At 57.5% G+C, this 13961-nt stretch carries 9 protein-coding genes and 1 pseudogene; 5 read left to right on the top strand and 5 right to left on the bottom strand.

Features of this window, described 5'->3' with window-relative positions:
• Positions 1-31: 31 nt before the first annotated feature.
• From QP868_RS02455 to QP868_RS02445, 3 genes are all read right to left on the bottom strand, one after another.
• Positions 32-2020, bottom strand: a complete 1989-nt coding sequence (locus QP868_RS02455) for an acetoacetate--CoA ligase (RefSeq protein ID WP_284925053.1) — start codon at positions 2018-2020, stop codon at positions 32-34.
• A gap of 5 nt (positions 2021-2025) precedes the next feature.
• Positions 2026-3348: a short-chain fatty acid transporter gene (locus QP868_RS02450; RefSeq protein WP_284925052.1), complete on the bottom strand. Its 1323-nt coding sequence runs from the start codon at positions 3346-3348 to the stop codon at positions 2026-2028.
• Between the two features lie 110 nt (positions 3349-3458).
• The gene (locus QP868_RS02445; RefSeq protein WP_005884437.1) at positions 3459-4610 is read right to left on the bottom strand and encodes a helix-turn-helix domain-containing protein; all 1152 of its coding nucleotides are present in this window, start codon (positions 4608-4610) and stop codon (positions 3459-3461) included.
• Between the two features lie 103 nt (positions 4611-4713).
• Between QP868_RS02445 and QP868_RS02440 the strand changes: the two genes are divergently transcribed.
• Genes QP868_RS02440 through ychF form a run of 5 tightly spaced genes read left to right on the top strand, consistent with a single transcriptional unit; the run spans position 4714 to position 12378 of the window.
• Positions 4714-6177 (top strand): DUF3375 domain-containing protein, encoded by a 1464-nt coding sequence (locus tag QP868_RS02440; protein ID WP_005884435.1) that lies wholly within the window; start codon positions 4714-4716, stop codon positions 6175-6177.
• Positions 6174-6794 (top strand): DUF4194 domain-containing protein, encoded by a 621-nt coding sequence (locus QP868_RS02435; protein ID WP_005884433.1) that lies wholly within the window; start codon positions 6174-6176, stop codon positions 6792-6794. Before QP868_RS02440 ends, QP868_RS02435 begins: the two co-directional genes overlap by 4 nt.
• The gene (locus QP868_RS02430; protein ID WP_005884431.1) at positions 6791-10114 is read left to right on the top strand and encodes an ATP-binding protein; all 3324 of its coding nucleotides are present in this window, start codon (positions 6791-6793) and stop codon (positions 10112-10114) included. The genes QP868_RS02435 and QP868_RS02430 overlap by 4 nt, the downstream gene beginning before the upstream one ends.
• A complete protein-coding gene (locus QP868_RS02425; RefSeq protein WP_005884429.1) occupies positions 10101-11264 on the top strand; it encodes a Wadjet anti-phage system protein JetD domain-containing protein in 1164 nt (387 codons plus the stop codon). The genes QP868_RS02430 and QP868_RS02425 overlap by 14 nt, the downstream gene beginning before the upstream one ends.
• Positions 11265-11292: 28 nt before the next feature.
• On the top strand, positions 11293-12378 hold the full coding sequence (gene ychF / locus QP868_RS02420) for a redox-regulated ATPase YchF (RefSeq protein ID WP_005884427.1): 1086 nt from the start codon (positions 11293-11295) through the stop codon (positions 12376-12378).
• Positions 12379-12859: 481 nt separating this feature from the next.
• Here ychF and QP868_RS02415 read toward each other — a convergent pair whose 3' ends face one another.
• On the bottom strand, positions 12860-13255 hold the full coding sequence (locus tag QP868_RS02415; protein WP_211205328.1) for a hypothetical protein: 396 nt from the start codon (positions 13253-13255) through the stop codon (positions 12860-12862).
• A 218-nt stretch (positions 13256-13473) separates the two neighbouring features.
• Positions 13474-13961, bottom strand: a pseudogene (locus tag QP868_RS02410) (mercury(II) reductase); the annotation flags it as partial.

The raw sequence follows: 13961 nt of genomic DNA, 5'->3' as shown, positions 1-13961 counted from the left end.
CTGACACAGTTTTTGATTTCCAGTCTGGACGTCAGTCCTCCCATTGTGCGAACTTGGTGGCCTGCTCCGAATACCAGTTGAGCACCTCGGGGTTCTGACTTGCCGTGCGGTTCAGCGAGTCGGGCGAGGCCCCTTGGAACAGGCGCTTAACCGGAACCTCCATGAGCTTGCCGGTCCGCGTGAGGGGCACATCAGGTGCGAAAATGACGGCATCGGGCACATACCGCGGAGACACCTTTTGCCGGATCGCAGCCACAATCTCTTTTTCTAACGCGTCGTGTTCAGCCTCATCACGCGTTGTCACGACGAACAGGGGCATGTAGTAGCCGCCGTTTTTGAGTTCTGCGCCAATGACCATGGAGGACGTCACTCCGTCGACTTCGTCGACAACCCGGCAGATATCGGCAGACCCCATGCGCACTCCACCGCGGTTGATGGTTGAGTCTGAGCGGCCGTGCACAATCCACCCTCCCGCCGAGGTGTTTGTTACCCAGTCTCCTTGGCGCCAAATTCCTTTGTAGGTGGAGAAGTAGGTTTCGGTGTAGCGGGAACGGTCGGTGTCGCCCCACAGGTAGATGGGCATACTCGGAATCCGGTTGGCAATAATAAGCTCGCCAACTTCATCAGTGACGGTTTCCTGGTCAGGTCCAACGGACCGTGCGTCAACACCCAGATACGGGCCTTGAAGCTCCCCGATGTTTTGTACATCCCACGGGTTTGAACCAATGATGCCGGTAGCGATGTCGGTGCCTCCTGAGTCGGAACCCAAATGAAAGTCCGTTCCGATCTGTTCCCGGAGCCATTTCCACGTTGTAGGCGGGAGTGCCGAACCGCTTGAGAGAACGAATCGCAGATGTGAGAAGTCCCAGTTGTTGGCATGAGACAGGCCAGACTTTTCTCCCATGGTTAAAACGGCGGCACCCGTGCCAAAGAAGGCAACCTGTTCCTCTGACACAATCTTCAGATGCTGAAGAGTATCTGGGTGGGCAGGGGAGCCGTCGTAGGTGACGACGGTCGCTCCCACAAAGAGTGTCGCGATCATCATGTTCCAGATGACCCACGTGGTTGAAGCCGCAAAGTGTGTACGGTCGCCGGGGCGGACATCGTACTGAAGCGCGTTCGCTTTGAGCGACTCAAGCACGACACCGCCGTGAGAGTGCACGATTCCCTTGGGCTTACCCGTTGTTCCAGAAGAATACAGAACCCACAAGGGCGAATTGAACTCCACGCGGGTGAAATCCGGTTCTTGGGGTGACGCGAGGATGTCGCTTAAACGGGCAGAGGCTGCTGGCAATGTTTCGTCACTGTCTACGTCTGTGTCGACGAGGACGTGATGTTTAACAGTAGGCAGTGCTTCGAGAAGTTCAGGGAGCTGCGCCGTTTTGTCAACGACCTTTCCTCCGAAGTGAACACTGTCGGTTGTGAGGAGTACTTTTGGCTGGAGTTGTTCAAAGCGTTCTTTGACTCCGTGGGTACCAAAGTCTGTATTGACCACGGTCCAGATCGCGCCAACGGATGCGGTGGCTAGGAGAGCAACGACCGTTTGGGGGATATTCGGCAAAACTGCGCAAACAACGTCACCTGGGCGGACACCTCGGGAGCGGAAATGCTGTGCGAGCGCACCTACTTGGCCTGCGAGTTCTTTCCAACTGATCTCTTCGCGTTGCGCTGTTTCGTGGAGACCAATGAGTGCGGGAGAATCCGGGCGTTCGTGGGTCCAGCGCAGAATGTTCTCAGCGTAGTTGATCTGTGAGCCACTAAACCACGTGGTTTCTGTGTCACTTACGGTTTGCGTCACTGGTGTATCGGAGCGTTGCCCGCGAACGTCGAAGTATTCCCATACAGCTGACCAAAAGCGGTCGCTGTGCTCAACAGACCACGTGTGCAGTGCCTGGTAGTCGCCGAGGTTGATGGCGGCGCCGTAGGAGTCGTTGAGAAACCGTGTGAAGCGCGCGAGTTGGCTCCGGTCAATGGATTCTTGGGTGGGGGACCAGAACTGGGTCGGGGTGTTGTCGGTCATGTGTATCACCATCCTAGAACGGGTACGAGGAGGAAAATTGTTCCGGAAATGACCATCAAAATGAGCATTGCGGTCATGCAGTATCCCCAAATGTCCTTGAGGCCCAGTTTTGCCAGACCCAAGGTGGGGAGCACAAAGAACGGCTGGAGCAGGTTGGTTGTCATGTCACCAACGGAAACGGCGTTCACAATGGTGGCAGGGTTAATGTTCATGTTTTGGATCGCTTCAATCATGACCGGCCCCTGCACCTGCCACTGGCCACCGGCAGATGGAACAAAAATGTTGACGATCATCGCGGCAATGTACGTGAAAAGTGGGAACGTCGCTTCGGTGGAGATGGAAGCGAACCACTGACCAATCATGACGATGAGGCCTGAGCCAGCCATGATTCCGATGATGCCCGCATAGAACGGGAACTGGAGGACAATTCCGGAAGCGGCAGGGATGCCGTCAGTGATGCATTTCGCGTACTTTGCCGGGCTACCATGCAACCCAATTCCAACCACCAGGAAGATGAAGTTCATGATGTTGAGTTCGAGGTTGAAGCCGTTGGCGATGAAGTAGAGGCTGATGGCGAGGATTCCGAATACGACAACAATGGTGTTAACGATGATGCTGTTGTCGATTTTTTCGGCTGCGGTCTGAGGCTTTGGATCTGCAGGTGGTTCGGCGATGTCTCCGTTCAGTGGAATGACCTCGTTGGGCTTGGGTGCCATAAAAGCGAAGCCCGCATAGATGCCAAGGAAGCCCACAATCGACACCAGTAGCATGGTGGGGCTAAAGATTGTTTCTGTCACCGGGATCAAGCCGATTTTCTCTTCGAGCGGGTGGCCCGGCGTGTTCACGAGAAGAGGCGCTGTGAGCGCTAGAGACATGGGCTGAGTAGCGATGATCGCTGAGTATGACGAGGCGACCAGGAGGCGGAAATCAGCTGTCTGTGTGCGCTTCGCTACTTCGATCGCGATGATGGTTCCGCCCACAAAGCCCAGTCCCCAGCTGATGATTCCGAGAATCGCAGAGACGACCATCACTACTGTGAGTGCAGCGAACTGGGTTTTCGGGATAGTGGCGAACTTAGCCAGGAGCCGGTTGACTAAAGGAGCTTTGGCAAGGGCATACCCGGTGACCAGAACCACCACCATTTGCATACCAAATTCGAGGAACTTCCAGAAACCGGCGTACCACATGTTGGCAACTTCTGGGAGACTGGCGCCGCCTAAAAACACGCCCATCGCTGCGGCAATAATTGTCAGGATCAGCGCAAAAAGAAACGCGCTTGGTAAGTGTTTTTCAACCAGTATGTTGAGGCTTCTCGAGAGGGTTCTCACGGTTGCTCCTTTGCAATCGATCGTCTACATCAACGTCGTCTCAATGCTAGGAGTCACTTCGCCTGTAAACCTTGTCCCAACGCACAAAACTTACAGGCGGTGTTTGTGTGTCATGACAACTGGTGAAGTTCGTGCACTTTTAACGCTTCGAACAGCCAGGCGAGCTCAACGCGGGTTTCAGAGTGATCGACCGAGCATGACGTCAATTCCTCAAAGCGCGTGATTCGATACCTGAGTGTGTTTGGGTGGCAGTGCAGGATGCGTGCGGCATCTGTGGCATGTGCATCGTGGGCAAGATAAGCCTCAAGTGACGTAAGAAGTGTCGAGACGTCCGCGCCTGAGCGCTCCAGCGGAGTTACATACTTCTCTTTGTAGGGGAGGAGCACCTCGGGGTGTGAGAGAACAGCGACGCGCCAGCCAACATCCGAAATGAAGTGGGTGCCCAGCTTTTGACCCACGGACGTGCGGGAGATCTGATGAGCCACGTTGTAGGAGTAGTGGAGCTCGCTTAGGGTTCGTGGTGGGCCAATCGCGATGCTTGTGTGAGGAAAAGAGATGGCATCGGTTGAGAACCCTTCGATGGTTGAGCCGGTAGCCATGCACACTCCACGTCCATTGGTGAGGCGAGACTCAAGAGTCCGTAAGACTTCATGTGCCGGTAGCGTCGAGCCCTTTGGGATTGCCACGATGAAGTAACTGTAGGGAGTCCGGTCATTGAGCTGGAAGAAATCGGCGGCCTGGCACACGTGGTGATCGAGCTGAGCCCCCGATTTGATTGCGTCAAAAAGTATCGCCTTTTGCGCTTGATCCTGTGAGGCTTGCATGTGCTGATGGTGGTTGTACACCTGAGCAAGTTTGACCGTGTACGCATTTGCCGACTGCCAGACCTTGGTAATTGCAGATGTCTGTTCGCTTGCGGTGCACCCGGAGTCGTTGAGCAGAACGATTAACTCCGCGACGATGAGCTCAATGCTGAAGCGGTAAGTCTGGAAGATTTCTTCCATGGGCACTGATTTTTCGAAGCGGGATCGTGAGATCTGCGCCCAGTTGAGAAAGTGCGAATCCGAGTTTCCGGTACGGGTCACTCCTGCGCGGATGCACATTTCGATGTTTTGTTCTAGTGACTCTTCTATCTCCCTGTCCGTGACATCGATGTAGAGCGGGCACTCTTTACGCACGTAGTCAATGATGACCGGAAGAAGTGTGTCCTTGTGCGTGCGAAGCTGTTGCGCGATCCGCTCACGAATGGCAGAAGTGACCATGCTCTGATTGTGTCATTGTCACGAAAAAGAGACTGTGTCTAACTAACAGTCAAGACATTAGAAATCCGGCTCATGACCGTCCCTGATTTGTCATACTGTCACTATGCGTGTGCTCAGCTCTGCCCTGGCGTTTAAACGCCTCATGGAGTCCGACAGTGCATTGGGCATGCTCCGGGCAGACAACCTACCCATCATGGCGGCAATCCTGGGCGCCCACCTCGGGAAACCAGGGGCTGTGATGCCCACAGACGAACTGCACGAACGAATTGAAGCGGACCTTGAAGAGCTTCGCGATTACTTTGACACAGGTGACAAGCGCGGAAAAGCATTCTGTGACGACTGGCGCCGAAAAGGCATTCTGGTGCGACGTCCCGCAACAGCCGTCCGGGGTGAAATCTACGAACTGTCCGCGGCCGGATTTGACGCAATCCGCATTCTTGACCAGCTGCGAACCCCACCCCAGACCACCACGCAGTCGCGGCTGGTGAGCCTTTCGCAAGCCGTCCACAACCTGGCCCTTGAGACCGACCCCGACCAATCACGCAGGCTCGGCCAGCTGGAGGCAGAGAAACGTCGCATCGAGCAGCAGATCGAGCTGATTCACCGAGGCGACGGTGATACGACGATGCTGGATAACCGTATGGCGCGTGAGCGTGTGAGCGATATTCTGCAACAGGCAGCCGGGCTCCCGGGTGACTTTGCCCGAGTGCGAGCGCGGTTCGAGGAACTCAATCACGAGTTGCGGGTGTCAATCCTGGAGTCTGACGAGTCGCAGTCGCGGGTCCTTGACGAGATTTTTCGTGGTGTCGACTTGATCGCGTCATCCGATGAAGGCCGGACGTTCGCGGCCTTTGCTACGTTATTGCGGGAACCGGAGCATGCCGCGTCCTTTGACGAAGACATTTCGCGCATTTTGGACCGGGACTTCGCACTACAACTTAACCGCGATGAACGGCAAGCTCTGCGTCTGCTCATGCGACACATGAAGACTGGGGCGCGGGACGTTCAACAAACGCTGTCGGAGTTCACGCGAGGCTTGCGCAACTATGTGTTTTCGCGTGAGTTTCAAACAGACCGGGTGCTTCTGGCTCTCACTAGGGAGGCGATGTCGCAGGCCGCCAGCATTACGGATGTGTGCAAACCAACGGCGGACATTGGCATCACGCTTGAGTTGCCTTCAGTGCGCATGACGAGTGTGGGTGAGATTCAGCTTCACGACCCTGACGAGTACATCATTGGCGACGAACTAGGTGTTGCTGAGGCTACTGAGGTCGACTACCGCGCTTTGGTTGCGCTGGCCCGTGAGTCTGAAATCGATATCGTTGAGCTCGTTGGCAACGTCAATGCGGCTGTGGAAGAAGGCAGACCGGTGACCGTCGCCGAGGTGTTATCCCAGTTTCCGGCCACCCAGGGGGTTGCCAGCGTGGTGGGGTTGGTGTCCTTGGCGGTCAACCACGGTGAGTCTGTGCCAGGTGAGAGTGACACTCTGGAGTGGGTTGGATTGGACGACGTGGCGCGCTCTGCCACTGTCGCGCGTTGGCACTTTACCGAAAGGATCCGTGCATGAGTGAAGACACGGTAGACGGTGGTCTGTGGAATGGTGACGAAGGACAGCTGGCGTTCGACACTCGCCGGGTGCTTCTCGAACTGTTGAAGGGGCCCTACGTTTCAGGGGAACAGAAACCTCAGTTGTGGGCGGCTTTAGTTGCAGATGAAGGTTTGATTAGGTCGCGTTTGAACGATGTGTTCGTGGACCTTGTCATAGACCACAGTGCTTCGTTTGCGTTCACCCGGCGGGTTGTGACCAATGAGATCCAAGCTCCGGTCGCACTACGAGCTGAAAACCTCAAGTTTCTTGACACTGCCATGCTCTTAGTTTTGCGCCAACGGTTGCTGGCCGCGCAAGGTGTTCGCCGTGTGATCGTTGATCAGAGTGAGATCTACGAACAGCTTTCAGTGTTCCGGACAGGTGACGAAACAACCTTTCAGCGAAACTTGAACGCTTCGTGGAGGCGGATGATCAACACTGTGCGCGTGTTGCACAAGGCGAGTGAGGACCGCTATGAGATTTCACCGATCGTGCGTTTCCTCGTTGATGAGGACCGGGTGAAGGAACTCACTGAGACGTATGAACGAATCGCTCGTGAAAATCAAAAGTCAAAAAAGCAAGGTGAGGCACAGTGAGTGAGCACGCGGAACCCAGACAGTGGCGCCTGGCTCAAGTGCAGCTGGCCAATTGGGGAACGTTCGACAAGCAGATCTCCATTGTCAATATTGCGCGCAAAGGTCACCTGATCACCGGCCCGTCTGGGTCGGGTAAGTCGTCCCTGTTGGATGCGATCGCGTGTGTGCTCACCCCGGACAAGTGGTTGCGATTTAACTTGGCAGCACAGGGGTCAACCTCGCGTTCCGATCAACGCAGTTTGGTCAGCTACGTCCGAGGTGCGTGGACCAGAGTCACGGATGACGACCAAGACCGGGTTGTGAGTAAATATTTGCGACCCAGTTCTACGTGGAGCGGAATCGTGTTGCGCTTTCACGACGGTGAGGGCAAGACCCTGAGCCTCGCCCGCCTTTTCTTCCTCAAAGGGTCCAGCGTCAGTGCGCGCGACCTCGGCGATATTTGCGTCCTTGAGGAGACTGAGCTTGACCTGATTGACCTGCAAAAGTACGCCGCGGGTGGGTTGGAGACCAAAAAACTCAAAGCCGATCATCCCGCCGCTATCGTCACGTCCAATGGCACACACACGAAGTTTTATGCCCGGTTACGCCGTGCGTTCGGGATCGAAAACGAATCTGCCCTGCAACTCCTCCACAGGACACAATCAGCAAAAAGCCTCGACAACCTTGACCGGCTGTTCCGCGATTTCATGCTGCCTGTGCCGGACACGTTCGAAATCGCTGACACTGCCGTTCAGCAATTTGGTGACCTGCGGGACGCTCACGCGCACGTTGTCGAACTGCGGAAACAGCGAGATCTTCTCCTCAAACTGCGCACCGCCTCGGAAGAGTACGACACCTGCTGGGCCAAACATGTTGACCTCAACACTCTGAACGACTTACTCAGCCCGTTCTTAAAGCGGCGCGAACTTGCGATGCTCAACGAGCAGCAACAGCACTTACGGCGTACGCTCGCGCAGAAACGAGCGCAACTCGAAGAGAATCGCGCGGAAGAAGGTAGGGCGGAGTCAGAACTTGACACGGCTACACGGGTTGTTAGACAAAGCGGTGGTGCAGAAGTTGAAGTCCTGCAGGCCACACTGGACGGCGCCAGGAACGATCACAGTGCAACTGAAAACCGGCGACGTCGGTTCGAAGCGCAACTGCAGTCGGTTGGGATCATGCGCATGCCACAGACCGCAGACGAGTTTGCTGAACTCCACACGGAAATTGCTGCCGAAACCAAGTCTCAAGAGCAGTCGGTAGGCGCGTCTTACGAAGACAATGACCGGCTTGCGAAAGCGAGGCGTGACGTTCGTGAAATCGAGGCCCAGATACGCACGCTCCGGCAGTCCGGTTCAACAGTTCCAGACAACTTGCAACGTGTGCGCCAAGCCATTGCAACACGTATCGGGATTCCCGCCGAATCGATGCCGTTCGCAGCGGAACTCATTGAAGTGAAACCACACTTCAAAGAATGGACGGGCGCGATTGAGCGGGTTCTACGTCCGTTTGCGCTCACGATGCTGGTGCGGAGCCAGTATCTCCCAGCGGTGCGCGAGTGGGTAGATAACAACGAAATACGTGGCCGACTCGTCTACGAAGAAGTTGCTGACGGCATTGAACGACCGCAGCCGGTGCTTCACCGCGACTCGCTCATCAACCGCATCGAAATAGCAGACTCAGCAGTAGGCGCGTGGGTTTCGTGGGCGCTTTCCGTGCGCTACAACTACGTGTGTGTAGAAACTCCCGACGATCTGGGGGACCACTCGCGGGCAGTTACGATCCGCGGGCAGATGAAAACCTCGGCTACGCGCTACGAAAAAGATGACCGCCGGGGCATCAACGACCGTAGCCACTGGGTGCTGGGCGACCGTGCAGGTAAACTCTCTGCGCTCGCAGACCGTTTGAAAGAAGCACAGGAGGAATTCAACGCAGCCCAAGAGGTTGTGGACGCGGCAACCCGGCAAGAACAGGAACGCAATATTCGGCGAGGTCGCCTTGAAAGCATCCTTGACGGGTCATGGGCGGAATACGACACTGTTTCAAGTCAGAAGAAAGTCGACTCGATTGAACAGCGTTTGCGGACTCTCACCTCGGGAGACGCGACTCTCAGCCGGGCAGTGCAAGCAGAGCAGAAAGCGAAGGCGGCCTACGACGCCGCAAGGAGCGCCACGGAGGACACGAGGCACGAGGTGCGCATGGCCGAACGCGACCTGGCAGTGTGCGAAGAGAAAGCCGGTGAGATCAAAGCGCGGATTGCGGCAGGCGAACTCGAAGACGTGCCAGAAGACACGGCTACGCGGTTAGAAGAGCGGCTGCGACGTGAAAAGCGGGCCATCCGCTTGGACAACATTCACGAGGTGGGTCAACGTGTGTCCACAGCGCTACAGAAAGAAAAAGACACAGCGCGGGATGCTGCTGACCGGGCTTCGCATCAAGTGACGCAACTGACGACCGAATTTAAAGAACGGTGGGAAGCGGTTGCCAGCGATTTGATGCCTGGGGTGGAAGACCGGGCCGGGTTCTTGCGGATTCTGGACGAAATCCTCACGAACGGGCTGCCTACGTATGAGACTCGGTTTAGGAAGTTGTTGCAGGAGCGTTCGCAGGACTTGGTGGGCGAGCTGCTGAACGAAATCATGTCCGCGCCCAACGAAATCAGGGACCGGGTGGTGCCCATTAATTCGGCCCTGGCGCGGAAACCGTTCGATGAGGCCCGATTTTTGCACTTGCGCGTGAAAACCCAACGGAGCGCTGTTGTTGAAGACTTCATGGGGCAACTCCGCACGATCGTGGACGGTAGTTGGGATGACCAAGATATGCAGACCGCAGAAAGCAAGTACGCGGTGTTGGCAGAAATCATGCGGCGGTTTGACTCTGGTGAGCACGTTGACAAGGCGTGGCGGAATCAGTGTTTGGATACGCGAACGCATGTGAAGTTCCTGGCCGATGAGGTCGACGAACACGGCACGGTGAGAGCAACGTACGACTCTGGGGCAGCCATGTCAGGTGGCCAGCAGCAAAAGTTGGTTGTGTTCTGCTTGGCGGCCGCGTTGCGGTACCAGCTCGCACAGCGTGACGACGATGTGCCCCTGTACGGCACCGTGATCTTGGACGAAGCGTTCGACAAAGCAGATACCAGGTACACGCGGATGGCTCTGGATATTTTTGTCGAGTTTGGTTTTCATTTGGTGTTGGCAACCCCGCAGAAGCTCTTACAGACGATCGAACCGTATGTGGGAGCAGTGACTGAGATTGATAACCCCACGAGGCAGTTGAGTACGGTTGCCAATATCGATTGGTCAGGCCACACGGCAGGGGACAGTGATGCGCGGAGTTGAGGAAGCGCGGTCCACTTTGCGGGAGCGTCTTCAACGGAACATGTCCGGGTGGGTTGCTTCGCCTGACAGTTTTTTGCCTATCAAGTTTGCCCTCCACCCGCCCACGGAAAAACAGGCAATTGTCGATCAGCAGGCGGCCATTGACTGGGTCGTTCAGTGGCGTCACGTGAGTGATAAACCTGAGTTTGCGGGGGCTGTGACGTGGGAAGAGCGGGCGTGGTCGCGGGTAGGTAGGCAAAGTGTGCCCGTGCGGTTTGTGTTGAAGGACGCCGAGGTCGTTGCACGTTTTGTTGGTGGGGAACCTGCGTCGCGTTTTAGGCGGATGAAAGACCGTGCTACGTGTATTCGAGAGGTGTGCGGGGATTCTGCTACGGTCGCCGGGGCCATACGTGCGAACGGACAGCGCCTCGTGGGCTTAAACGACGAAGATTTCGGCCGGGTCCTCGAAGTCGTCACATGGTTAGGGGACAACCCGGTGGGGCAGCTGCGACCTCGGCAGTTACCTATTCGCGGTGTTGACTCGAAGTGGTTTTCTACGCACAAAACCGCGGTGACGGCCTTGTTGAAGGCGTATGGCAGGGAAGATGCCGTTTCAGTTCTTGAACCGGAGCCTCGTTTGCACGTGAGGTTTTTGGACCCTCAGCTCGCGCCGTGTGAGGCGTTATGCGATGTCACGGCTCCCGTTGACGAGTTAGCGTGCATGGAGATTGAGCCGGAGACAGTGTTCGTGTTTGAGAACTTGGAGTCGGTGCTGTCGATGCCGAGGTGTGCCGGAGCTGTTGTGATTCATGGTGGCGGTTATTCTGTGGACCTGCTTGCGCGGCTTCCGTGGTTACGCAATGCGCGCGTGGTGTACTGGGGTGACCTGGATAGTCATGGGTTCGCTATTCTCGCAAAGTTTAGAAAACAGGTGCCGGGCGCGGTTTCGATACTTATGGACGTTGAGACGCTCGTGGCTCACCGCGACCTGTGGGTAGAGGAGCCGAAGCCGCATACTGGGTCGGTTGCGGGGTTGACTAGTTCGGAGGAGCGGGCGTTAGCGCGGGTGCGAGCGGAAGGTAACGTGCGTTTGGAGCAGGAGAGAATCCCGTGGAAAAATGCACTCGAGGCCATCGCACCAAGGGCGCTGGACCAGTGCGGTAGAACCTAGCGTTCGCAACCGACTAGACTTACATCCCGTGGCTTTAACTATTGGAATTGTGGGACTCCCCAATGTGGGTAAGTCGACCATGTTTAACGCTTTGACCCGTGCTGAAGTACTCGCAGCGAACTACCCGTTTGCGACGATCGACCCCAACGTGGGTGTGGTTCCGCTCCCGGACCCGCGACTGAACCGGTTGGCTGAGATCTTTGGCTCAGAGAAGATCCTGCCTGCAACCGTGAGCTTCGTTGATATTGCTGGCATTGTGAAGGGCGCGTCTGAGGGTGAAGGGCTGGGGAACAAGTTCCTGGCCAACATCCGCGAGGCTGACGCGATCTGCCAGGTGACCCGTGCGTTTAGCGACCCCGATGTGACGCGCGTAGAGGGTTCGAAAGACCCCGCTGGCGACATGGACACGATTTCGACCGAACTTATCCTTGCGGACTTGCAGACTCTGGAGAACGCACGACCTCGGATTGAAAAAGAGGTGAAGCGTAAGGCTGTGGAGCCGGATGTCCTGGCAGCAATGGACCAGGCGAAGGAGCTGCTGGAAGGTGGCACCACGCTGTTCCAGGGGGCAGAGAAGGCTGGTATCGATGTCGACCAGCTCAAGGAACTGCAGCTCATGACTGCCAAGCCGTTCATCTACGTGTTTAACACTGATGAGGACGGGCTGGCCGACGAAGCTATGCAGTCGAAGATGCGCGAACTCGTAGCGCCAGCTGAGGCGATTTTCTTGGACGCGAAGTTCGAAGCTGAGCTCATTGAGCTTGATCCGGAAGAAGCCGCCGAAATGCTCGAATCCACCGGCCAGGATGAGCCTGGTTTGGACAAGCTGGCCAGGGTTGGTTTCGACACGCTGGGCTTGCAGACCTACCTGACGGCGGGCCCTAAGGAGGCTCGTGCGTGGACTATCCGTAAGGGGTGGACCGCTCCCGAGGCGGCAGGTGTCATTCACACGGACTTCCAGAAGGGCTTTATTAAGGCTGAGATCGTCTCGTTTGAGGACCTGGATGAGCTGGGTTCGATGGCCGAGGCGAAGGCCGCTGGCAAGGTCCGTATGGAAGGCAAGGACTACGTTATGGCCGACGGCGACGTGGTCGAGTTCCGGTTTAACGTGTAGTGCTTAACCTCTGCGATGAACTCTTTGATCCCGGGACGTGATGAGGACTGGGGCTATTGTGCTCCCCCGAATGCTACGGCCCGGGGGCACGAGACTGTGTCGCAGGTGCAAGCGAGGGGACCAGGAGCGAAACACAGACCGCTGAGTCGACGCAGTCACGGTAAAGACGGAGCCGTCTAGGCGGTGCTCGAGGTTGCGCGAGATACGGTGACGCTGGGCGTCGGTAAGCGATGCGTATTCGGCGACATCGATGGAAAGCTGGACTTTGCCGTCCGTCGTGTTGACGCCCTGGCCGCCTGGAGCCGACGATTTCGCGAAACGCTCCGCGAGATCGGCGGCGGCGATGACCGCACCGTCGGGGATCCCCGGGCCGGGTGCTATGGTCAGGTCGTTCATGCCGCCCAGCCTAGGTGCCCACAACCCTTTCTCGTCTCGGCGGAAGCGGAGACCGCGTCGCGACGGCCGGGATCCAGCCTCAGTATTATCCTCGTAACGCTTTTTGCTCCTCCTTCTCCCGTCGGGCTTCGATTTCAGCGGCCTTCGCAAGCAGCCGGTCTTCGTTCATGTCGCGAATTTTCTCGGTGGCCTTCTGCGCCTGTTCCACCGCAGACTGACGGGCGCGATTCGCAGCATTGACCGTGTCTCCCGCTCGCGACATCACAGATTGACGCCGGCCCTGGACCTGGAGACGTTCCGCATCCTCCACATTCATCCGCACATGCTGCGCGAACGCGTTGATGATGTCGTGAATACTGTTCGCGTGTGCGGTGATGTGGTGTGCGCGAATCGGGCTGGTCACCCAGACCTGATTGCTCAGTTTGGCTGCATCGCGGATGGCTGAATCCATCGCGAGCAAACGGCGGGTGGTCGATTCCAATCTATCCTTGCGCGCTTCGACGATTCCTTCCCGCTCCGCCCGCCGCGATGAACGGCAGGCCGCAGCAGAGCAGCGACGGAAGCGCGCAGCATGCCAGCAAGAGCAGCCCGGTCCCTGCAGCGACGACGGGACCGGCGCGCCCTTCGTCGCGGTCCTGATCGGCGCTCATCGTCTGCATCTCTTCAGGATGAGATCTCCCCGATTGCCTGCGTTGCCGTTCATGCGCAGCACGACAGCAGCGACGGGTCGGTGGTGAAGGCCTTCGCGGCGATCCGGATGCCCTCGGCCATGGTCAGGTAGGGGCCCAGGCGTTGGCGACCTCGGCGACGGTCCTGCCGAGCACGTGGACGCCTGCGGCGGCGAGCTCCCCGGCGTCCTTGGCGACGGCGGTCAGGCCGAGGATCTCGTACGTCTCGGCGTTCACGACGATCTTGATGAACCCTCGGGTGTCGCGGTTCACCAAGGCGCGGGGCACGTGGTGCAGGGGCAGGACGCGGCAGTCGCAGCGGATCCCCGCAGCGAGGACGTCCTTCTCGGTCATCCCGACCGCGCCGATCGCGGGCCCGGTGAACGTCACCCGCGGCAGGCGGGCGTAGTCGACGGACCGGTCGGCGTCGGCGAACGCGTTCTCGGCGACGAGGGTGCCGTGGTGGGCGGCGACGTAGACGAACTCGGGGTGCCCGGTCACGTCGCCCGCGGCCCAGAT

The organism is Brevibacterium sp. UMB1308A (genome assembly GCF_030230605.1).
Taxonomy (GTDB): Bacteria; Actinomycetota; Actinomycetes; order Actinomycetales; family Brevibacteriaceae; genus Brevibacterium.
This window is presented reverse-complemented; position numbering and strand designations above follow the sequence as displayed.

Excerpts from the sequence above, each read along its gene's own strand:
- QP868_RS02455 (WP_284925053.1), bottom strand. The coding sequence starts at position 2,020 with ATGACCGACAACACCCCGACCCAGTTCTGGTCCCCCACCCAAGAATCC.
- QP868_RS02445 (WP_005884437.1), bottom strand. The coding sequence starts at position 4,610 with ATGGTCACTTCTGCCATTCGTGAGCGGATCGCGCAACAGCTTCGCACG.
- QP868_RS02440 (WP_005884435.1), top strand. The coding sequence starts at position 4,714 with ATGCGTGTGCTCAGCTCTGCCCTGGCGTTTAAACGCCTCATGGAGTCC.
- QP868_RS02435 (WP_005884433.1), top strand. The coding sequence starts at position 6,174 with ATGAGTGAAGACACGGTAGACGGTGGTCTGTGGAATGGTGACGAAGGA.
- QP868_RS02425 (WP_005884429.1), top strand. The coding sequence starts at position 10,101 with ATGCGCGGAGTTGAGGAAGCGCGGTCCACTTTGCGGGAGCGTCTTCAA.